The sequence below is a fragment of the Streptomyces sp. NBC_00078 genome (assembly GCF_026343335.1).
Taxonomy (GTDB): domain Bacteria; phylum Actinomycetota; class Actinomycetes; order Streptomycetales; family Streptomycetaceae; genus Streptomyces.
On sequence record NZ_JAPELX010000001.1, the window covers coordinates 7,543,310 to 7,562,464 of the forward strand.

A 19,155-nucleotide genomic window follows, 5' to 3' on the forward strand; every position below is an offset into this window, starting at 1 on the left:
CGAGTCGGACGCGGGCCTGGCTCGTCCGGCGCTCAAGGCGCCGTCCCTAGCGTTCCGTCACGACCATGCCCTCCCCCCGCTGAGTATCACGCAGCAACGAAGTGAGGCAGAAATGACCGCATTCACCGCAGGATCCCCTTGCTGGGCCGATGTCAGCGTCCCTGACCCCGACGCCGCGAAGCGCTTCTACGGTGCGCTCCTGGGCTGGGACTTCGAGACCGGCGAGGAGCCCTTCGGCGGGTACGCGCCGGCACTCAAGGACGGCAAGAACGTGGCGGCCGTCGCCACGGCGCAGGGCGGCGCCCCCGCCGCCTGGAACCTGTACTTCGCCACGCCCGACGCGCAGGCGCTGGCCCGGCGCATCGGAGAGGCCGGCGGCAAGGTCGTACTGGAGCCGACCGCGATCGGCGACGCCGGCACCATGCTGCTGGCGGCCGACCCGGGCGGGGCCCACTTCGGTGCCTGGCAGCCGGGCACGCGCGCCGGTTTCGAACTGCAGGGGGTGCCCGGCACGTTCTTCTGGCCGGAGATCTACACCCGTGACAAGGCCGACGTCGACCCGTTCTACGAGGGCGTGTTCGGCTTCAGCGGCCAGCAGATCTCGGAGGGCCCCTTCGACTTCAAGCTGTGGTTCCAGCCGGACAACCCGCAGCCCGTCGCCGGGCGGCTGCAGATGGGCGAGTTCATGCCGGCTGAGGTCCCGGCGCACGCGCTCGTCTACTTCTCGGTGGCCGACACCGACGAGACCGTGGCGAAGGTGCTCGAACTCGGCGGCAGCGTGGGCCGGGAGCCGGCGGACAGCCCCTTCGGGCGCTCCGCCCTCGTCGCCGACGACCAGGGAGCGCGCTTCGCGGTGATGGGACCGGTCAAGGACCAGGACGCCGCCGCGAGTTGAGCCACGTACCGCAAAGAGCCGGTCCCGGCACCCCCAGGGGGTCCGGGACCGGCTCTTGTGTTCTGGCTCGTGTTCAGGAGGCCGGGCGGGCGGGGGTTCAGTCGCCCCAGACCACCGGAAGGCTGGTCAGCGTGTGGTTGATCTCGCCGACGTGCCACGGCAGTTCGGACTCCGGCACCGCCAGACGCAGGTCGGGGAAGCGGGTCAGCAGTCCCTCGATGGCGATCACCAGCTCCATACGGCCCAGGTGCTTGCCCAGGCAGTAGTGCAGACCGTGCCCGAAGGAGATGTGCGGGTTGTGCTCGCGGGCGAGGTCGAGCCGGTCCGGATCGGTGAAGACGTTCTCGTCCCGGTTGGCCGAGGCCAGGGCCAGCAGCACCGCGTCGCCCTTACGGATGGTCACGCCGCCGACCTCGATGTCCTCGGCGGCGATCCGCGGGAAGCCGGAGGTGTCGGTGGCGAACAGGTTGACGTGCCGCAGGAGTTCCTCGACCGCCACCGGGATCCGGGAGTGGTCCTCGCGCAGCCACTGCCACTGGTCGCGGGCGTCCACGAGAAGCGCGAGCACGGAGTTGGCGAGCTGGTTGGCGGTGGTGTCGAAGCCCGCGCCGATGAGGGTGAAGCCGAAGGTGACCAGCTCCTGCTCGCTCAGCCGGTCGTCGTTGTCGCGGGCGGCGATCAGCTCGGAGAGCATGTCGTCGGTGGGGTTGGCCCGCTTCTCGGCGATGAGGCCGACGATGTACTCGCTGAGCTTGGCGAGCCCGTCGAGCGACTCCTTGCCGCCGGCCCGCTCGTCGACGGTGGCGAACGCGCGCGCCCACTTCTCGAAGGTGCGCAGGTCCTCGGACGGTACGCCGAGCAGCTCGCCGATGACGGTCAGCGGCAGCGGCACCGCGAACTCCTGTACCAGATCAGCCGTGCCGCCACGGGAACTGATGCCGTCGAGCAGTTCGTCGCAGACCTTCTGCACGTTGTCCCGCATGCGCTCGATCCGGCGCATCGTGAAGGCCCCGGCCACCAGCTTGCGCAGCCTGGAGTGCTCGGGCGAGTCGAGCGAGATGATCATCTCCGGGGTGGTGTGCATGGTGCCGCCGATCCTGGGCGCGCCCTCACCGCAGGCCATGGCCCGGCTCAGCCGGGGATCGGCGGACAGCTCCCGCACGTCCTGGTAGCGGGTCACCAGCCAGGCATCCACCCCGCCCGTGGTGCGCACCTTGACCACCGGCCGGGTCCTGCGCAACTCCGTGTAGCGCGGTGCCGGGGCCCGGTACGACGAACCGGGCAGGGGGTACACATCGGTTTCCTGAAGGGCAGTCACCATGACTCCTCCGCTGTAGCCGCCAAGGTCTCCAACACCGTACGAACCGGTGATGGAGACCAAGTCGGATGCAACTGGAGCCAGTTGGGGAACGCGGGAGCCGGTCGGGGAATGCGGGAGCCCGTGTCCGGCGCCATGCCGTCAGTCGTCAGGCGTCAGGCGTCGGGCGCGCCGAGCAGCACCGTGGAGTAGTTCTTGCGCGCGGCGGTGTCGTACTGCAGGGCGACATGGCTGGTGGCCGAGGTGACGTCGCGCCAGGCCCGCTGCAGCGCGTGCGTCTCCCCGAGGCCGCCGGTGCCCGTGGCGCGGACGAGCAACTCCAGTGCTTCCTGGAGGAGTTCGGCGGAGAAGGTGGCGTTGCGCTCGCTGCGCGCCATCAGCTCGGGCGTGAAGGACCTGGTGTCCAGGACGGCCGCGTTCTGCTCGACGAAGTGCCGGGCCGCGTCGACCCGCCCGGACGCCCTGACCAGCTTCGTCTCCGACGTGACCGTGCGCTTGCGGCCGGTCAGCAGCCCGGCCGCCGCCTCCAGGGCGCCGGCGGCGGCGCCCACCACGGGCGCGATGAAGGTCAGCCCGCCGACCGCCTGGAACGGCACGTTGTGGGCGGGCAGTTCGGACGTCGCGTTGCGCCCGCTGAGCATGTCGGCGCGGGCGAACGACAGATGCTGCGGTACGAAGACGTCGTCCACGACGACGGTGTGGCTGCCGGTGGCCCGCATGCCGACGCTGTCCCAGGACCGCTCGACGGCGAACATGTCCCGCGGCAGCGCGAAGAACCGCAGCTCACCGGGCCCCTCGCCGCCGGGCGCCGGCACCGCGGCGCAGACCAGCGCCCAGCCGGCGAAGTCGATCCCGCTGACGTAGCTCCATCGGCCCGTCACCCGCCAGCCGCCCTCGGCCGCCCGCGCCCGCCCGGCCGGCATCAGCCCGGTGGCGATGACCGTGTCCGGGCTCTCGCCCCACAGCGCCCGGTGCCCCTGGGCGGGCAGATGTGCCGCGAACCGCGCCGAGTACGCGGCCAGCGAGGCGCACCACGCGGTGGCCGCGCAGCCCTCGCCCACGGTGAGCACGGCGCGGGTCAGCTCGCCGAACGAGCCCTCCGCACCGCCCCACTCGGCGGCCACGAAGTGCCGGGCGAAGCCGGCCTCGGTCAGTGCCTCGACCACCGCCGGGGCGAGCGCGCGCTGCCGGTCCGCCTCGGAGGCGTGCTCGGCCGCGAGCAGGCGCAGCTTCTCGGCGGCCGGAAGCAGCCCGGTTGCGTTGTCGGGATCGTTGCCCATGCCTGTGACCTCCTGCGTGGGTGGTGGTGATCGGTCGAGTGGGTGTCAGACGCCGCGCGCGACGGCCTGGGCGAACCGCTCCAGGGTCTCCCCGGGACTGGGGCCGTCCAGGGCGCGGAAGATCCCCTCGGCGCCCTCGCCGTGCCGGTGGAGCTTGACGTGCGCGAGTGACACCCTGGTCGTCGTGGCGTCGACCGGTTCGATGTCGAGTTCGATCTCGCTGGCGCGCTCGTCGTCCGGTATGGACTGCCAGTTGCCGTCGATCCGCCAGGTCATGACGAGCCTGCGGCCCGGCTCCCACTCCAGGACGCGGCCCCAGGCGATCTCGGTGCCCTCCACGTCCCACTCGTAGTAGCGGCCGCCCACGCCCGGTTCGAAGGCGAGCCCGGCCCGCTCCTTCTTCACCAGCACATGGGACGGCGGCCACCACTGTCCGGGCTGCTCGGTGAACACCCGGAAGCAGTCCTCGGGACTCGCCACGACGGTCACCGACTTCCGTACGTCGGGGATGCTCTGCGTCTGCTCGGGCACGGGCCCTCCTCGTCAGGTGTCTGCACAGGTCCGCTCACGCTGGCGTGCGGGGCTCGATACGCGCCGGACCGCCGGTAGGGCCGCGATAGGGGGTGCCACGCCGTGTCGTCTCGCGGCTGCGGCTGCGGCTGTGGCTGCGGCGCCGCGGTGGCCGGTCGCGCCCACGCGGTGGCGCGGCACATCGATGCGGCCCCGAGTCCCTTCGGGGCGCTCCGGCGGGAGGCGAGCGACGTCCTAGGCCCCGCGTCCACCGTCGTTTCGACCGGGCCCCACGACCTCTTGGGAGAGCACGATGACAGAAGCGGGACGACGGGTTGCCTTCGTCACGGGCGCGACCAGCGGGATCGGCCTCGCTGTGACCGAACTGCTGGCCCGGCAGGGCGCGGCGGTGTTCGGTGTGGCGCGCGGAGAGGAGAGCGTCCGTGCGGTGGTGAAGCGGCTGCGCGAGGAGGGCCTTGAGGTCTCCGGGGCGGTCTGCGACGTCACCTCGCAAGAGCAGGTGAGGACCGCCGTCGAGGCGGCGGTGGCCGTGTACGGGCGGATCGACATCCTCGTCAACAACGCGGGCCGGGGCGGCGGCGGAGTCACCGCCGAACTGTCGGACGCCCTGTGGCTCGATGTGATCGACACCAATCTGAACGGCACGTTCCGCGTCACCCGCGAGGTGCTGAGCACCGGGCGGATGCGGGACGGCGACTGGGGCCGCATCATCAACATCGCCTCCACCGGTGGCAAGCAGGGCGTCGAACTGGCCGCTCCCTACTCGGCGTCCAAGCACGGTGTCGTCGGCTTCACCAAGGCCGTCGGCAAGGAACTGGCGAGGACCGGCATCACCGTCAACGCCGTGTGCCCCGGATACGTCGAGACCCCGATGGCGCAGCGGGTCCGCCAGGGCTATGCCGGCCACTACGGCGTCAGCGAGCAGGACATACAGGAGAAGTTCAACGCGAAGATCCCGCTGGGCCGTTACTCCACACCCGAGGAGGTGGCCGGCCTGGTCGGCTACCTGGCCTCGGACCCGGCTGCGTCCATCACCGCCCAGGCACTCAACGTCTGCGGAGGCCTGGGCAACTACTGACCTCCCGGCGACCGTCCCGGCAGACTGCCCGGCTGAATCCGTCGCCGCCACACGCGTGATCCACGCCCGACCCACGCCGCTGATCCCGTTACGAGAGACGGAGCCCCACGATGACCGACACCGGTGGCACGCTGCTCGCCGAACCCGCAACCGAACTCGCCGCCTTCCGGGCGGCGATGGGCCGCTTCCCCACCGGGGTCACCCTGCTCACGCAGGGCAGCGGCGACGACACCATCGTCATGACCCTCAACAGCCTGACCTCGGTCTCCCTCGACCCCATGCTGCTGCTCGTCTCCGTCAAGTCGGACGGCCGGATGCGTCCGAAGATCGTGCGTGGCGGGGGCTTCGCGGTGAACGTGCTCAGCGAGCAACAGCGCGACCTGGCCCAGGAGTTCTGCCGCCCCGACCGTCCGGCCGGCCGGGCCGCGATGCTGCGCGTCGGCGCGGTCGAGGGAACGCTCGGCCATGCGGTGATCCCGTCGGCCGAGGCGTACTTCGAGTGCGAGCTGCACGACCAGCACGAGGCGGGCGACCACGTCCTGCTCGTGGGCCGGGTCGTGGCCCTGCACGACCGGCCCGGTGAGGCACAGCCCCTCCTCTTCCACCGCGGCGCCTACGCGCAGGTGGGCGCGGGCAGGGCGGCATGAGCGCGCCCGCCGCCACGGCACCGACGCTCGACCGGGTGGCGGACGGGGTGTACGCCTACGTGCAGTCCGGAGGCGGATGGTGTGTGAACAACGCCGGCCTGATCGTCGGCGAGGAGGCGGCGGTCCTGGTCGACACGGCGGCGACGCAGGCGCGTACGAGGCGCCTGCGCGAGGAGGCCGAACGGGTCGCTCCCGGTGGCGTGGACCTCGTGGTCAACACGCACTTCCACGGCGACCACACCTTCGGCAACGGGCAGTTCACGCCCCGCGCGCAGATCGTCGCCCATGAGGGCACCCGGGCGGACAGCGCGGAGGCGGGCCTGCATCTGCGGGGTCTGTGGCCGCAGGTGGAGTGGGGAGAGACCCCCTTGACCCTGCCGACGGTCACCTTCCAGGACACGCTGACACTGCACCCGGGCAGCGGCGTACGGGCCGAACTGCACCACGTCGGCCCCGCGCACACCGCGAACGACGTGGTCGTCTGGGTCCCGGACCGGTCGGTCCTGTTCGCCGGCGACGTGGTGTGGTCCGGTGTGACGCCGTACGTCCTGATGGGCTCGATCACGGGCTCCCTGGAGGCCCTGGAGCGGCTGCGCGCGCTGCGCCCCCGCACGGTGGTCCCCGGCCATGGCCCGGTCGGCGGCCCGGAACTGCTGGACTTCACCGAGGCGTACCTGCGCCTGGTCGACCGCCTGGCGGTGGACGGCCTCCGCGACGGCCTGACCCCTCTCCAGGCGGCCGAACGCGCCGACCTGGGCGGGTTCGCGACGCTCGTCGACGCGGAACGCCTCGTGGGCAACCTGCACCGGGCCTACGCGGAACAGCGGGGACTGCCACCGGGGGACCGGCTCGACGTGGTGGAGTCGTTCAAGGAGATGGTGGCGTACCAGGGCGGCCTGCCGCAGTGCCACGCGTGACGATCCACGCCGGTCGCGGGCGAGAGCCGCGCGCCGGACGGAGGCCCATCACAGTCCCCGTCCGGCGCGCGGCTCTTTTTCCGGCTGTCCCCGCGTCCTCCGCCTCTACGCCGGTACCGGCTGATCGCGGTGGATCACCCGCCGCCTGGTGAACAGCACGCCCTCGCGGCGCACCAGTTCGTCCTCCACCGTGAAGGTGGGCTCGAAGACGACGTTGCCCTCGCGGTCGGTCTGGGTGACGAGCGAGTAGTACGAGACGTGCAGGGTGTTCTCGTCGACCGGGTCGGCCTCGATCAGCACGTGGTCGAACCAGTGGCGTACGGCGATGTCGCGGTAGCGGGGCAGCGCCGCCCGCATTCCTGCGAGCATCTCCGCCCGCCCGCGCTGCACCGCGCCTCCCGCGTGTACGACCTCCCCGTCCTCGGTGAACGTCGCGGCGAACCCCTCGATGTCCAGCGCGTCGACCCGGCGCATCTGCCATGCGTAGAACGTCCGGACCTCGGCATAGACCTCCCCGGAGACCTGCGCGTACGTTTTCTGGACCGCCTGGGACACGGCGTCTCCCCTCAGTGACAACGGCCGCCCGACTCCGGCGGCGCGACTGCCGCCCACGCTGCCCGGCCCCGCTCCAGGCGCGCTGGAGGCCCGGTCAGTCGGCCGCGCTACCGGGATTCATTCGCAGTGCATCGGGCTTCAGCCCGGTGGTGAAGCGAATCTGAGGGTTGCGACGCGGAGCGTCGCAGTCTTGTCCGGCGGAGCCGGACGGCGTGCTCCTCACCCGTGGCGCGGAGCGCCACGACAGCTGGTCCCGGCGGAGCCGGGCGATGCTCACACGGGCCGGTTCTGCTGTTCGGTGTACTGCCTGACCACGGAGAGCGGGGCGTCGCCGACGGTGCCGGCGAAGTAGGAACCGGACCAGAGCTTGTTGGCCCGCCAGTAGTGGCGTACCAGGTCGGGGAACTCTCCCCCAGCCTTCGGCCGGGAGGTGCCCCCAGGCGCAGACGGCGGGAGGAGACGCCCTTGAGGGAGTTGACGAGTTTGGTGACGGCGACCTTGGGCGGGAAGTTCACCAGGAGGTGGACGTGATTGTCCTCGCCGTTGAACTCCACCAGCTCGCACTCGAAGTCCGCGCACACCGACCGCATGATCTCCTCCATCCGCGTCAGATGAACATCCGTGAACACCTTGTGCCGGAACCTGGTCACGAAGACCAAGTGGACATGCATCACGAAAGCACAGTGCCGGCCAGTTCTGATCTTCTGCATCTCACCCATAACCCAATTATCTAGCGTGGCCGTCATGCAGCTTCGGCACGCCTTCAGGTTGTACCCGGACTCCGGCCGGCAAACGGAACTGGCGAAGGCGTTCGGGTGCGCCCGCGTCGTGTTCAACGACGCGGTGCGCGCCCGCGAGGACGCCCGCACAGCGGGCGAGGTGTTCCCGACGGCCGGCGAGCTGTCCAGGAAGCTGATCACCGAGGCGAAACAGACCGACGCACGGTCGTGGCTGGGCGAGGTCTCCGCCGTCGTGCTCCAGCAGTCCCTGCGCGATGTGGAGGCTGCCTACAACAACTTCTTCGCCTCCCTCCGGGGCGAACGCAAGGGCACGAAGACGGGTGCGCCCCGCTTCAAGTCCCGCAAGGACAACCGGCAGGCGATCCGCTTCACGGCCAATGCCCGCTGGTCGATCACCGGCAGCGGGCGGCTGAACCTGCCGAAGATCGGGGCGGTGAAGGTGAAATGGTCCCGCACTCTGCCCACCACCCCGACCTCGGTCACCGTGATCAAGGACGCGGCCGGCCGGTACTTCGCCTCCTTCGTCATCGACACCGACCCGCACGCCGACGCCGCACGCATGCCCGCCACCGGCCACACGGTCGGCATCGACCTGGGCCTGACCCACTTCGCGGTCCTCTCCGACGGCACGAAGATCGACTCCCCGCGCTTCCTGCGCCGCGCGGAGAAAAAACTGAAGCGAGCCCAGCGGGACCTGTCCCGCAAGCAGAAGGGATCCAGGAACCGGGAGAAAGCCCGCCTCAAGGTCGCCCGCGCCCACGCACAGGTGGCCGACGCACGCCGCGAGTTCCACCACCAGCTCTCCACCAAGCTGATCCGCGACAACCAAGCGATCGGTGTGGAGGACCTGGCGGTCAACGGACTCGCGCGCACCAGACTCGCCAAGAGCGTGCACGACGCGGGCTGGTCACAGTTCGTGGCCATGCTGGAGTACAAAGCGCTCCGGTACGGCCGGACCCTGGTGAAGATCGGCCGGTTCGAGCCGACCTCCCAGACCTGCTCGGCCTGCGGTGTCAAAGACGGACCCAAGCCCCTGAACGTCAGGGAATGGACCTGCACCGCCTGCGGCACCCTCCACGACCGCGACCACAACGCCGCGATCAACGTCAAGACGGCCGCCGGACTGGCGGTCACAGCCTGCGGAGCACCGGTAAGACCAGGACTCGTCCCGGCACGGCGCGAAGAAACAGGAAGCCACGGATTCCCGCCCGAAACCTGTGCCGCGTAGCGGCACAGCAACGGACGAGAAGGCCAGAATCCCCGGGCTTCAGCCCGAGGAGCAAGTCAAACGGACCTGCACGCGGACCTGCCCGGCGTGAGCACGGACGTACTCGCCTCGCGGCTGAAGGACATGGAGCGGGACGGCCTCGCGAGCAGGCGCCGGCTGCCGCCGCCCGGCGCGGCGTACGTCTACGAACTGACCGCGAGAGGACGGGAGTTGCTGCCCGTGCTGCAGGCGCTGAGCCTGTGGGGCGAGGCCGAGCTGGGTGAGCGGCGGGCCACCGACGCCCTGCGGGCCCACTGGTTCGCGCTGCCGCTGCTGCGCTCGCTTGAGGAAGTCCCGGACAGTGAGGGGCTCGTCGAAGTGCGTCTGGAGGAGGGCGACTTCCATCTGCACGTCCGCGCCGCGCACGGAGCGGTGTACGGGGACGGTCCCGCACCCGGGGAGCCCGACGCGCGACTGGTCCTGGATGCCGGGACGTGCGCGGCCGTCAGCCGCGGGGAGTTGAGCCTCACCGAAGCGGTGCGGAACGGGCGGGTCGGGGTGACCGGCGACGGCACACTCGCCAAGGCGCTCAGGGAGGCATGACCACGCAAAGGCCCGCCGCACCGAAGAGCGGCGGACCATTGACGTACCGTCAGGCTCCCGCCGTCACCCGCGCAGGCCGCCCCGAGCCACGCGTCAGCGCATATCCGCCGACCCCGGCGAGCGCGGCCAGCACACCGCCGATCGCCGTCCACACCCACCGGTCGGACCACCAGCCGGACGACCAGCCGTCATCGGGCTCGATGCCGGACAGGACGGCGGCCTTCGCCGAACCCTCGTCACTCTTGGACGCGGACGTCACCGCGATCCCCGGCACCAGCGGCTTCGCCAGTGAGCCGTCCACCGCCGCCGAGCCGCCGATGTCCTGGGAGCCGACCCGGACCGAGGCGCCGATCGGCTGACCGAGGTCGGCCGTCGCCAGGTTCACCGCCGTCAGCCGGAGGTAGTACGTGCCCGGCAGCGGGTCGTTGGCCCACGACTCCGACCAGGCGCGCACGGTGCGCAGGGTGCAGGCCAGCTCGACCGAGGTGGAGCCCTCGGCCGCGGTGCGCGTCTGCGCCCCGTACTGGCAGGCCTGGCGGCGGCGCAGGCCGTCATACACGTCGACCTGCCAGGTCTGGGCCGCGTGCGAATCCGGCAGCTTCACCGTCGCCTTGACGGTCGGGCGCTGTCCGGCGTCCGCGGGGAACGACCAGTACAGGTAGTCGCCCGTGGACGCGCTCGCGGTCGCCTGCTGTCCCTGGTCGATCTCGGTCGCCGTGCGGAACGACGTGCCCGCGGTGGCCGGCGCCGACTTGTCGCCCGACGCGCTCGGCGACGGGGAGGAGTCGGCGAAGGCCGGCGAGACGGCCAGCCCGAACAGCAGCGCCGTAGCGCTCAACACGCGTGTGATCCCCATCAGTTGGTCCTCCAGACCGCGACCCGCCAGCGAGACACCCAGCCCCAGATCAGCCCCGCGAGGAAACCGGCCGGCACCAGCACGCCGAGCAGCCACCAGCCGCGACCGAGGCCGAAGGAGGCCACGTCGCCCGAGTGCGAGGGGCCGTCCACGACGTCGACGGTCAGCTCCAGCGGCAGGCCCGGCGTGGTCTTCACACCGGAGGTCGCCGAGAAGGAGTGGCTGACCTGCAGGCAGACCGTCTCGGCCGGCGCCTCGTCGTCGTCGCTCTCCGCCTTCGGGTAGCGCAGACCCGTGGAGACCACGTCCGTACGGCCGTTGCCCGCCGCCTCGCCGCGGACGATCTCACGGCCGTGCACGCTTACCGCCCTGAGCAGCACCCCGTAGCCCGGGTTCACGGCCCGGTCGGCCGCCACGCTCACCGAGGCCCGCAGTTCCTGACCGGGGCTCACCTCCACGCGGTAGAAGCGCTGCTGCCCGAACTCCTCGCGGTCGGTGTACAGACCGGACTTCAGCGTCGGCGCGTCCGCGCACTGCGCGGCACCCTCGGCGGCGACCGGCGTCACCACCGGGTCGGCCGCCCGGTCCACCAACTGGTTGACCTTGTCGGTGAGTTCGCCCGCGTGCTCGACCGAGGTGTACGTGCCGCCGGTCGCCTCGGCGATGCAGCTGAGCTGCTTGCGCATCTTCGTGTTCGGGACGAGGCCGAGCGTGTCGATCGTCATGCCGATGCCCTTGGCGGCGATCTCGCGGGCCACCTCGCACGGGTCGAGCGGGGCGCAGGTGTCCTCGCCGTCGCTGATCAGCACGATCCGCTTGGAGCCGGCACCGCCGGCCAGGTCGTCGGCCGCCTTCAGCAGGGCCGGGCCGATCGGGGTCCAGCCGGTGGGCGAGAGGGTCGCCACCGCGGTCTTCGCCTGGGTGCGGTCCAGCGTGCTGACCGGGTAGAGCCGCGCGGTGTCCTTGCAGCCCGTCTTCTGGTCGTTGCCCGCGTAGTCGGCGCCCAGCGTGCGGATGCCGAGCTGGACCTCCTCGGGTGTCGCGTCGAGGACCTCGTTGAAGGCCTGCTTCGCGGCGGTCATCCGGGTGTCGCCGTCGATGTCCCGGGTCCGCATGGACCCGCTGACGTCGAGGACGAGGTCCACCTTCGACGTAGCCTCGCCGGTGGGTTCACCGGCACTCGCCGCGGCCGGGAAGGCGACCCCGGCCGCCAGGGCGGCGAGCAGGGCGCACACTCCCGCCGCCAGCCGTTGTGTTCTGATCATCGGCGGATCCTATTGATCAGATGCGCCACCCTCCAAAACGAGCGTCAGCGGCCCTTCCACCGCAGGGGGTTGGGCAGCTCGGCCCACTGGTCCCCGGGCGTCCCCGGCGACATCCGCATCAGCGTCAGCGCCTTCGCGGGCAGTGGCTCCTCCAGCAGCGCGACCAGGTCGGGGGTGCGCGGCAGATCCCGTACGGCCCGCTCCAGCGCCGCGCGCAGGGCCGGCGCCGACCCCGCCGTCCCCGCGAGGGCGCCCGCCACCAGCGAGCCGAACAGCTTGCGCCGCAGCGCCGGCACGTCGTCCGTGACGATCCGTCCGGACAGATCCGGGACCGGGACGCCGTGCCGTGCCAGCCTCGCCGGGCTCACGCGGATGTCGGCGAGGTCGCGGTAGACCAGTCGCAGGGGGGCACCCTTCGCCGAGAGCACGACGAGGAGGTTCTGGCCGTGCGCCTCCAGGGCCACGCCCAGCTCCAGCAGGCGCAGGCCGACGGTGAGGGTGAGGCGGGTGAAGTCGGCGAGCCAGGCGGGGGACTCGGGCAGCGCGGTGGTGGCGAGCGCGGCCACCGGCACCACCCGCTCGCCACGGTCGGTCGAGGCGTACGTCTGCGGCGACTCCCGCAGCACGGCGGCGAGGTCGGGCGAGTCGGCCGTGGCCGCGCCCAACGTCCGTGTGACGTGCAGCAGTCCGTCCGCACGGGCCGCCAGCGAATCCGCGAAGTCCGACAACGTCGCCGACAGTGAGACCGAGTAGGCCGAGATGTCCCGCACCGAGGACGTCAGCCGGGCGCTCAGCGCGGTCTTGACGTGCGGTCCGCCGGGCACCGCGAGCGTGCGCAGGGACATCAACGGGTGCGCGGTGAGCACCTCGTCGCAGGTCCGCTTGAGCACATGAGCCGCCTGCCACGGATGCACCGGAAGCAACAGCCGCTCCCCGTCCCGCATGCCGTCCGGCCACACCCCGGTCACCAGGCACTCCCCGGCCCGGACCGGCAGCATCCCCAACGCGACCAGCGGCCGGTGCTCGGGCCCGTAGGCGAACTGCTCGGCCACCGAGAACCCGGGCCGGGAACGGCAGCCCGGGTGGTACGGATGCCCGTCGACCACCCGCTGCTCCCACTCCCAGCCCCACGCCGGCCATTCGCCCGTGTGACCCGCCTGCCCGGCCCGGGACAGCGCCAACGAGGCGACGCTGTGCCCGAGTTCGGCCGCGAAGTCCACACAGTGCGGCACGGCGAGGTCCGTCATCAGCCGCGCCGGATGCTCGTACGCCACGCCGTCGAGTCGTACGACGCTCACGTACGCGGCGGTGGCATACGGATCAGGGGCCGGCCCGTGCAGCCTGCGGCCGTCCCCGAGACGCAGCGTCGGCCCCTCCCGGCCTTGGTCCCGGTCCGTGATCCACGGCAGCGGCTCATGGGTGAGCGCCCGCCACAGCCGGGTCAGGACCGCGGCGCGGGCGCCCGGCAGCTCGGCCGCGTACCGTGTCAGCAGGGCCGGACGCACGGCGGCCAGCTCCTCGGCGACCTCGGCCTCTGCGGGGTGGGGACGGTGCACGGGCGGACTCCTCGGGTACGAGTAGGGCGTCACGAACCGGGGTGACGGCATACATACTGATCGCCTCCGCCCGAACGGACCTCAGGGAACGAGTGGATCGCGTGGACCTCATGCCCCCGCCCGCAGGTGGCGACGCCGACGCGTACGCGGCCGCGCCGCTCCTCAACTGCCTGCTGCGCGAGGTCGCGGAGCCCGTCGCGCCGAGGGGCACCCACCGCACCTACCGGCTGCCCGGCGTCGACCGCCTGCTGCGTGTGCGCGGCGAGCGGCGGCCGGGAGCGCCCGAGGTGTACGCGGCGGGCCACTGGCACCCCATCGGCCACACCGAACTCGTCAAACTCGTCGCCGAGGAGCTGCGCCGCCACACGGGCCTGTCCAACCACGAGCTGCCCGCCGAGATGATCGACAGCCGCGACGCGGTGGCCGCGCTCCTCGCCGCCCGCGCCCTGGCGACGGTCCCTGAGGACCCGTACCGGCGCTCCGAGCAGTCCCTCATCACCGGCCACCCCTACCACCCCGCCCCCAAGGCACGCGGCGGCGGTCCGGTGGCCGGCTGGCTGCCGTACGCCCCCGAGGCACACGCCCGCTTCCCGCTGGTGCTGCTCGGAGTGCGCGCGGACACGGTCGTCGAGGACGGTGACACCTCGGCGCTCGACGCCCTGGGCGAGGCCCCGCCCGGCTATCGCGTGCTGCCCGCGCACCCCTGGCAGCTCGACCTCCTCGACCTCGCGGAGGCCTTCGCCGACGGCCGTCTCGTCCGGCTCGGCACCACCGCCTTCGACACCTGGCCCACGGCCGCGATCCGCACGCTGTACGCGCCCGAGCACGACCTGTTCCTCAAGTTCAGCCTCGATGTCCGCATCACCAACGACATCCGCCGCCTGTGGCGCCACGACCTGCTGAAACTCGGCAGGACGGATACGGCGGTGACCGCGGCCTTCGGGGAGTGGAGCGGCCGGGCCGCCTGGCTGAGCGACCGCGGCTACCGCACGGCGGACTTCGCGTTCGAGGAGCTCGCCGTCCTCGTCCGCGACGGACTGCACGGCCGGCTGCTGCCCGGCGCGACCCCGCTGCTCGCCGCCGGTCTGGTGGAGGGCTTCGCGGGCAGTCCGCTGGAGAGCACCGCCGACCCGGCCGCCTGGTGGGAGGCGTACCTGAGGGCGGTCGTACCGCCCGCGCTGGGAGTCTTCGACCGCCATGGCGTCGTACTCGAAGCGCATCTGCAGAACACGCTGGTCGCCGTCGACGCAGGCGGCATGCCCGTGCAGGCGCTGTTCCGGGACGCCGAGGGCGTGAAGCTGGTGCCGGAGGTGTCCCGGGCCGACGGCTGGGAGCGGCTCGTATACTGCCTGGTCGTCAACCACCTCGCCGAGATCTCCGGTGCCCTGGCCGAACGCCACCCCGGCCTGGATCCCTGGACCGCGGCCCGCCGCGAACTCGCCCGCCACGACCTCCCCGAGATCCCCGGCCTGCTCACCTCACCGACCCTGCCCGGCAAGACGAACCTGCTCCTGCGCTGGACCGGGGCGGACGGCGCCGACGCCCGCTATCTCCCCCTGCCCAACCCACTGGCAGGCCCGGTGCCGGAGCACTGACCACCGCGCTCCTGCCTGCCCTCCCCGTCCTACCCGTCCTGCTGGTGGGCGTACGGCGCCGGGGCACGCGGACGCACCGGACTTCCGAGGTGGGGCATGGGCCTCGGCTCGTCCCTCCCAGGTGGGGTGGCCGGCCGCACCCCGCCTTCTGCCTTCTACAGGTCGTAGTAGCCAGCCGGTAGGCTGAGAGGTCGAGTGGGAAGGCGGTGAAGGTGCGCGCGCGGAAGAGCGATGAGAGTGGCGGGGCGACCGGCAGGAGGGCCCGCGGGGAGCTGGAGAGCGCCGTCCTGGCCGCCCTGTGGGCGGCGGACGAGCCGCTGACCGCACGGCAGGTCCAGGAACGGCTGTCCGGAAGCCTCGCCTACACGACGGTGCTGACGATCCTGTCGCGCCTGCACGACAAAGGCATGCTCCTACGCCACCCCGCAGGCCGCGGACACGCCTTCGCACCCGTCCGGGACGAGGCGACCGAGACCGCCGTACGGATGCACAGCCTGCTGGAGCGCGGCTCGGACCGGGAGGCGGTGCTGTCCCGCTTCGTGTCCGAACTGTCGCAGGAGGACGAGCAGTTGCTGCACCGCCTGCTGGGCGAGCAGGACGCCGGGCGCGGCGACGACGGACAGTGAGCGGTGACGATCAGCCTCTCCGCTCCCTCCTGGACACAGCCGCTGGCCGAGTACGACCGTCGCGCCGGTCGGCGCACCCGCCGCTGGATTCAGCAACGGATGTGGCCGAGCACACCCGTTTCGCGGGGACTTCGTGCGCCGGGTCACGGTCGCTCGGCCGCCAGCAGTTCCGGAAACGATTCTTGCAGGGCCTGACGCCAGTCGCGGATCGGCTCGACCCCGGCGGCTGCCCAGCGGTCGTGCCCGAGGACGCTGTAGGCCGGTCGGGGTGCCGGGCGGACGAAGGCGGCGCTGGTGGTCGGGCGGACCCGCCCGGGGTCCGCGCCGAGGAGCCGGAAGATTTCCCGGGTGAGGCCGAACCAGGTGGTCTCGCCGCCGCTGGTGCCGTGGTAGATCCCGGCCGGAGCGGCACCGGTCAGCGCGGAGTGCCCGAGGCGGACGAGCCGGTCGGCGAGGTCCACGGTCCAGGTGGGCTGGCCGCGCTGGTCGTCGACCACGTCGAGGGTGTCCTTGACGCTCTCCAGCTTGATCATCGTACGGACGAAGTTGCCGCCGCCCGCGCCGTACAGCCATGCCGTGCGCACCACGTAGCCAGACTCGGGCAGTGCGGTCAGCACCGCCTCTTCACCCGCCAGCTTGGTGCGGCCGTAGGCGCTCCGCGGGGCCGTCGGTGCGTCCTCGGCGTACGGAGAGGTGCCGTCGCCCGCGAAGACGTAGTCCGTGGAGACCTGGAGCAGCCTGGTGCCGGCCTTGGCGCAGGCTGCTGCCAGGTTCCGGGCGCCGTGGCCATTGATCCGCAGAGCCTCGGTCTCCTGGGTTTCCGCGTCGTCGACGGCCGTCCAGGCGGCGCAGTTGACCACCACATCGGGCTGGTGCTCCGCGACGGCCCCGTGCACCGCCTCCGGGTCCGTGATGTCGAGGTCTGCCCGGGTCAGGCCGACGCCGTGTTCGCCGTCGGCCGCCAGCCGGGCCAGGAGGTCCTGCCCGAGCATCCCGCCCGCGCCGGTGATCAGCCAGGTGGATGTCACAGCGCCGCACGCTCCTTCAGAGGCTCCCACCAGCCGCGGTTGTCGCGGTACCAGGTGACCGTCTCCGCAAGGCCGGTGGTGAAGTCCTTGCGGGGTTCGTAGCCCAGTTCCGTGCGGATCTTGGTGCAGTCCACGGAGTAGCGGCGGTCGTGGCCCTTGCGGTCGGCGACGTACTCGACGGAGGTGTCCCAGTCGGCGCCGCAGGCTTCGAGCAGGAGGGTGGTGAGTTCCTTGTTGGACAGTTCGGTGCCGCCGCCGATGTTGTAGACCTCGCCGGGACGGCCCTGGGTGCGCACCAGGTCGATGCCCTGGACGTGGTCGTCGATGTGCAGCCAGTCGCGGACGTTGCCGCCGTCGCCGTAGAGCGGGACCTTCTTGCCGTCCAGCAGGTTGGTGATGAACAGCGGGATGACCTTCTCGGGGAAGTGGTGGTGCCCGTAGTTGTTGGAGCAGCGGGTCACCCGCACGTCGAGGCCGTGGGTGCGGTGGTAGGACAGGGCGATCAGGTCGCTGGACGCCTTGGCGGAGGAATAGGGCGAGTTGGGCTGCAGCGGATGGGTCTCCGGCCAGGAGCCCTCGTCGATGGAGCCGTAGACCTCGTCGGTGGAGATGTGCACGAAGGTCTTGATGCCGGCCCGGTGCGCGGCGTCGATCAGCGTGTGTGTGCCGACCACGTTGGTGCGGACGAACTCGGCGCCGCCGTCGATGGAGCGGTCCACATGCGACTCGGCGGCGAAGTGGACGACCTCGTCGTGTTCGGCCATCAGCTTCCCGACCAGTCCGGGGTCGCAGATGTCGCTCTGGACGAACGCGAAGCCCTGGTGGTCGCGTACCTCGTCGAGGTTGGCCGGGTTGCCGGCGTAGGTGAGCTTGTCCAGGACGGTGATCGCCACGTCGCCCGGGCCCTGCGGGCCGAGCAGGGTACGGACGTAGTGCGAGCCGATGAAACCGGCACCGCCGGTCACCAGGATTCTGGTTGTCATGAGGAGATCTGCACCTTGCTGTGGTCGCCGAGAACGAAACGGTGGGCTACGGGATTGCGGGGCGAGGGGGTGACCTCGACGTTGCGGCCGATGAGCGAGGTCTCGATCCGGCGTACGCCGGTGATGGAGGAGTCCCGCAGAACGATCGAGTACTCGATCTCGCTGTCGTCGATCCGGCAGCCCTCGGAGATGGAGGTGAACGGGCCGATGTAAGAGTCGCTGATCACCGAACCGGAGCCGATGACGGCGGGGCCGACGATGCGCGATCCGCGGACCTCGGCGCCGACGTCGATCCGCACGCGGCCGACGATCTCGCTGGACTCGTCGACGGTGCCCTCGACGCCGGGGACGAGCGTCTCCAGGACGGAGCGGTTGACCTCCAGCATGTCGGCGACGTTCCCGGTGTCCTTCCAGTAGCCGGAGATCGTCGTCGAGCGGACGTCCTTGCGCTGGTCGATCAGCCACTGGATGGCGTGGGTGATCTCCAGCTCGCCGCGCCATGAGGGCTCGATGCTGCGGACGGCCTCGTGGATCGCGGGCGTGAAGAGATACACACCCACCAGCGCGAGGTCGCTCCTGGGCTGTTTCGGCTTCTCCTCCAGGCTCTTGACGCGGCCGCTCTCGTCGAGCTCGGCGACACCGAACGACGTCGGGTTGGGGACCCGGGTCAACAGGATCTGGGCGTCGGGGCGTTCCGCACGGAATTCGTCGACGAGGCCGGTGATGCCGCCGACGATGAAGTTGTCGCCGAGGTACATCACGAAGTCGTCGTCGCCCAGGAACTCGCGTGCGATGAGGACGGCGTGGGCCAGGCCGAGCGGCTGGTCCTGGGGGATGTAGGTGACGTCGATACCGAGCTTGGAGCCGTCACCCACGGCTTCCCGGATCTCGTCGGCGGTGTCACCGACGATGATCCCGACCTCCGTGATGCCCGCATCGGCGATGGCCTCCAGTCCGTAGAACAGCACGGGCTTGTTGGCGACGGGCACCAGCTGCTTGGCCGATGTATGGGTTATCGGACGCAGGCGAGTGCCCGAGCCACCGGAGAGAACAAGAGCCTTCATTCGCGGCATGTTAGGCCCCGTCAAGGTACCCCTCCGTGCGCTCTGTCATAGTTCGCCGAATCATTGCGGATGCTTTGTGATCTTTTGTAGGTAAGATTCTGATTTGATGTGAAATGTAATGTAAGGATAGTTGACCGGACCCGTGACGCCCTCGATGTCGGCGAGGGACTCACCGGGCCCGGCCCCTGCTGCGTGATCGGCCCATCGGCACCGGCCTGCTCGCGGCCAACCGGCTCGCCGGTGTAGAGGAGTTCGCCGCCCGCGGGGTTCGCTCCTCGGCGGGCGGAGTGGGCAACATCACTCTACAAGATGTAGTAGGTTGAGCTGCACGACAGTGCTGACGATCCTGTCCCGCCTGTACGGCGTGGGCGCGCGGGAACGGCACCCAGCGGGCTGCGGCTACGGCTGTGA

17 protein-coding genes and 2 pseudogenes are annotated in these 19,155 nt (G+C 71.1%); 8 read left to right on the forward strand and 11 right to left on the reverse strand.

Annotated features, from left to right (window positions below; genetic code table 11):
* Positions 1 to 112: 112 nt before the first annotated feature.
* Entirely contained in the window at positions 113 to 895 is a 783-nt protein-coding gene (locus OOK07_RS35095; protein ID WP_266685833.1) for a VOC family protein, read from the forward strand.
* Between the two features lie 97 nt (positions 896 to 992).
* Here the strand turns inward: OOK07_RS35095 and OOK07_RS35100 are convergent, their stop codons facing one another.
* From OOK07_RS35100 to OOK07_RS35110, 3 genes are all read right to left on the reverse strand, one after another.
* Complete coding sequence (locus OOK07_RS35100; protein ID WP_266800490.1) at positions 993 to 2,216, reverse strand: cytochrome P450; 1,224 nt, start codon at positions 2,214 to 2,216, stop codon at positions 993 to 995.
* Between the two features lie 152 nt (positions 2,217 to 2,368).
* Complete coding sequence (locus tag OOK07_RS35105; RefSeq protein ID WP_266800492.1) at positions 2,369 to 3,493, reverse strand: acyl-CoA dehydrogenase family protein; 1,125 nt, start codon at positions 3,491 to 3,493, stop codon at positions 2,369 to 2,371.
* Positions 3,494 to 3,538: 45 nt separating this feature from the next.
* Complete coding sequence (locus tag OOK07_RS35110; protein WP_266685836.1) at positions 3,539 to 4,024, reverse strand: SRPBCC family protein; 486 nt, start codon at positions 4,022 to 4,024, stop codon at positions 3,539 to 3,541.
* A 292-nt stretch (positions 4,025 to 4,316) separates the two neighbouring features.
* Between OOK07_RS35110 and OOK07_RS35115 the strand changes: the two genes are divergently transcribed.
* The 3 genes from OOK07_RS35115 (at position 4,317) to OOK07_RS35125 (ending at position 6,666) form a co-directional block, all read left to right on the forward strand.
* Complete coding sequence (locus OOK07_RS35115; RefSeq protein WP_266685837.1) at positions 4,317 to 5,102, forward strand: SDR family NAD(P)-dependent oxidoreductase; 786 nt, start codon at positions 4,317 to 4,319, stop codon at positions 5,100 to 5,102.
* Positions 5,103 to 5,212: 110 nt separating this feature from the next.
* Entirely contained in the window at positions 5,213 to 5,749 is a 537-nt protein-coding gene (locus tag OOK07_RS35120) for a flavin reductase family protein (RefSeq protein ID WP_266685839.1), read from the forward strand.
* A complete protein-coding gene (locus OOK07_RS35125; RefSeq protein ID WP_266800495.1) occupies positions 5,746 to 6,666 on the forward strand; it encodes an MBL fold metallo-hydrolase in 921 nt (306 codons plus the stop codon). The genes OOK07_RS35120 and OOK07_RS35125 overlap by 4 nt, the downstream gene beginning before the upstream one ends.
* Positions 6,667 to 6,771: 105 nt before the next feature.
* Here the strand turns inward: OOK07_RS35125 and OOK07_RS35130 are convergent, their stop codons facing one another.
* Together OOK07_RS35130 and tnpA are read right to left on the reverse strand one after the other, a co-directional pair.
* Positions 6,772 to 7,221 carry a nuclear transport factor 2 family protein gene (locus OOK07_RS35130; protein WP_266531663.1) on the reverse strand — a complete coding sequence of 150 codons (450 nt, stop codon included), beginning with the start codon at positions 7,219 to 7,221 and terminating at the stop codon, positions 6,772 to 6,774.
* Positions 7,222 to 7,494: 273 nt separating this feature from the next.
* Positions 7,495 to 7,940: pseudogene (tnpA, locus tag OOK07_RS35135) on the reverse strand (IS200/IS605 family transposase).
* A 25-nt stretch (positions 7,941 to 7,965) separates the two neighbouring features.
* On the opposite strand from tnpA, the gene OOK07_RS35140 reads away from it, so the two are divergent.
* Complete coding sequence (locus OOK07_RS35140) at positions 7,966 to 9,189, forward strand: RNA-guided endonuclease InsQ/TnpB family protein (protein ID WP_266800497.1); 1,224 nt, start codon at positions 7,966 to 7,968, stop codon at positions 9,187 to 9,189.
* A 60-nt stretch (positions 9,190 to 9,249) separates the two neighbouring features.
* A pseudogene (locus tag OOK07_RS35145) lies at positions 9,250 to 9,771 on the forward strand (HxlR-like winged helix-turn-helix transcriptional regulator); the annotation flags it as partial.
* Positions 9,772 to 9,820: 49 nt separating this feature from the next.
* On the opposite strand, the gene OOK07_RS35150 reads toward OOK07_RS35145, so the two are convergent.
* Genes OOK07_RS35150 through OOK07_RS35160 form a run of 3 tightly spaced genes read right to left on the reverse strand, consistent with a single transcriptional unit; the run spans position 9,821 to position 13,448 of the window.
* A complete protein-coding gene (locus OOK07_RS35150) occupies positions 9,821 to 10,627 on the reverse strand; it encodes a hypothetical protein (RefSeq protein ID WP_266800499.1) in 807 nt (268 codons plus the stop codon).
* Positions 10,627 to 11,892, reverse strand: coding sequence for a VWA domain-containing protein (locus OOK07_RS35155; protein WP_266800501.1), 1,266 nt, complete (start codon positions 11,890 to 11,892; stop codon positions 10,627 to 10,629). The genes OOK07_RS35150 and OOK07_RS35155 overlap by 1 nt, the downstream gene beginning before the upstream one ends.
* Positions 11,893 to 11,936: 44 nt before the next feature.
* The gene (locus tag OOK07_RS35160; protein ID WP_266800503.1) at positions 11,937 to 13,448 is read right to left on the reverse strand and encodes an IucA/IucC family protein; all 1,512 of its coding nucleotides are present in this window, start codon (positions 13,446 to 13,448) and stop codon (positions 11,937 to 11,939) included.
* A 110-nt stretch (positions 13,449 to 13,558) separates the two neighbouring features.
* Between OOK07_RS35160 and OOK07_RS35165 the strand changes: the two genes are divergently transcribed.
* The gene (locus tag OOK07_RS35165) at positions 13,559 to 15,043 is read left to right on the forward strand and encodes an IucA/IucC family protein (protein WP_266685845.1); all 1,485 of its coding nucleotides are present in this window, start codon (positions 13,559 to 13,561) and stop codon (positions 15,041 to 15,043) included.
* A gap of 212 nt (positions 15,044 to 15,255) precedes the next feature.
* Complete coding sequence (locus OOK07_RS35170) at positions 15,256 to 15,669, forward strand: BlaI/MecI/CopY family transcriptional regulator (RefSeq protein WP_266800505.1); 414 nt, start codon at positions 15,256 to 15,258, stop codon at positions 15,667 to 15,669.
* Positions 15,670 to 15,812: 143 nt separating this feature from the next.
* Here the strand turns inward: OOK07_RS35170 and rfbD are convergent, their stop codons facing one another.
* Genes rfbD through OOK07_RS35185 form a run of 3 tightly spaced genes read right to left on the reverse strand, consistent with a single transcriptional unit; the run spans position 15,813 to position 18,744 of the window.
* Positions 15,813 to 16,661: a dTDP-4-dehydrorhamnose reductase gene (gene rfbD, locus OOK07_RS35175; protein WP_406313399.1), complete on the reverse strand. Its 849-nt coding sequence runs from the start codon at positions 16,659 to 16,661 to the stop codon at positions 15,813 to 15,815.
* Positions 16,662 to 16,693: 32 nt separating this feature from the next.
* Positions 16,694 to 17,680, reverse strand: coding sequence for a dTDP-glucose 4,6-dehydratase (gene rfbB / locus OOK07_RS35180; protein WP_266800509.1), 987 nt, complete (start codon positions 17,678 to 17,680; stop codon positions 16,694 to 16,696).
* Positions 17,677 to 18,744 (reverse strand): glucose-1-phosphate thymidylyltransferase, encoded by a 1,068-nt coding sequence (locus OOK07_RS35185; protein WP_266685850.1) that lies wholly within the window; start codon positions 18,742 to 18,744, stop codon positions 17,677 to 17,679. The genes rfbB and OOK07_RS35185 overlap by 4 nt, the downstream gene beginning before the upstream one ends.
* Positions 18,745 to 19,155: the final 411 nt, after the last annotated feature.

Coding starts and splice junctions, on each gene's coding strand:
- OOK07_RS35105 (WP_266800492.1), bottom strand. CDS start 3,493: ATGGGCAACGATCCCGACAACGCAACCGGGCTGCTTCCGGCCGCCGAG.
- OOK07_RS35100 (WP_266800490.1), bottom strand. CDS start 2,216: ATGGTGACTGCCCTTCAGGAAACCGATGTGTACCCCCTGCCCGGTTCG.
- rfbB (WP_266800509.1), bottom strand. CDS start 17,680: ATGACAACCAGAATCCTGGTGACCGGCGGTGCCGGTTTCATCGGCTCG.
- OOK07_RS35095 (WP_266685833.1), top strand. CDS start 113: ATGACCGCATTCACCGCAGGATCCCCTTGCTGGGCCGATGTCAGCGTC.
- OOK07_RS35165 (WP_266685845.1), top strand. CDS start 13,559: ATGCCCCCGCCCGCAGGTGGCGACGCCGACGCGTACGCGGCCGCGCCG.
- OOK07_RS35150 (WP_266800499.1), bottom strand. CDS start 10,627: ATGGGGATCACACGCGTGTTGAGCGCTACGGCGCTGCTGTTCGGGCTG.
- OOK07_RS35115 (WP_266685837.1), top strand. CDS start 4,317: ATGACAGAAGCGGGACGACGGGTTGCCTTCGTCACGGGCGCGACCAGC.
- OOK07_RS35155 (WP_266800501.1), bottom strand. CDS start 11,892: ATGATCAGAACACAACGGCTGGCGGCGGGAGTGTGCGCCCTGCTCGCC.
- rfbD (WP_406313399.1), bottom strand. CDS start 16,661: ATGCTCGGGCAGGACCTCCTGGCCCGGCTGGCGGCCGACGGCGAACAC.
- OOK07_RS35125 (WP_266800495.1), top strand. CDS start 5,746: ATGAGCGCGCCCGCCGCCACGGCACCGACGCTCGACCGGGTGGCGGAC.
- OOK07_RS35140 (WP_266800497.1), top strand. CDS start 7,966: ATGCAGCTTCGGCACGCCTTCAGGTTGTACCCGGACTCCGGCCGGCAA.
- OOK07_RS35185 (WP_266685850.1), bottom strand. CDS start 18,744: ATGAAGGCTCTTGTTCTCTCCGGTGGCTCGGGCACTCGCCTGCGTCCG.
- OOK07_RS35120 (WP_266685839.1), top strand. CDS start 5,213: ATGACCGACACCGGTGGCACGCTGCTCGCCGAACCCGCAACCGAACTC.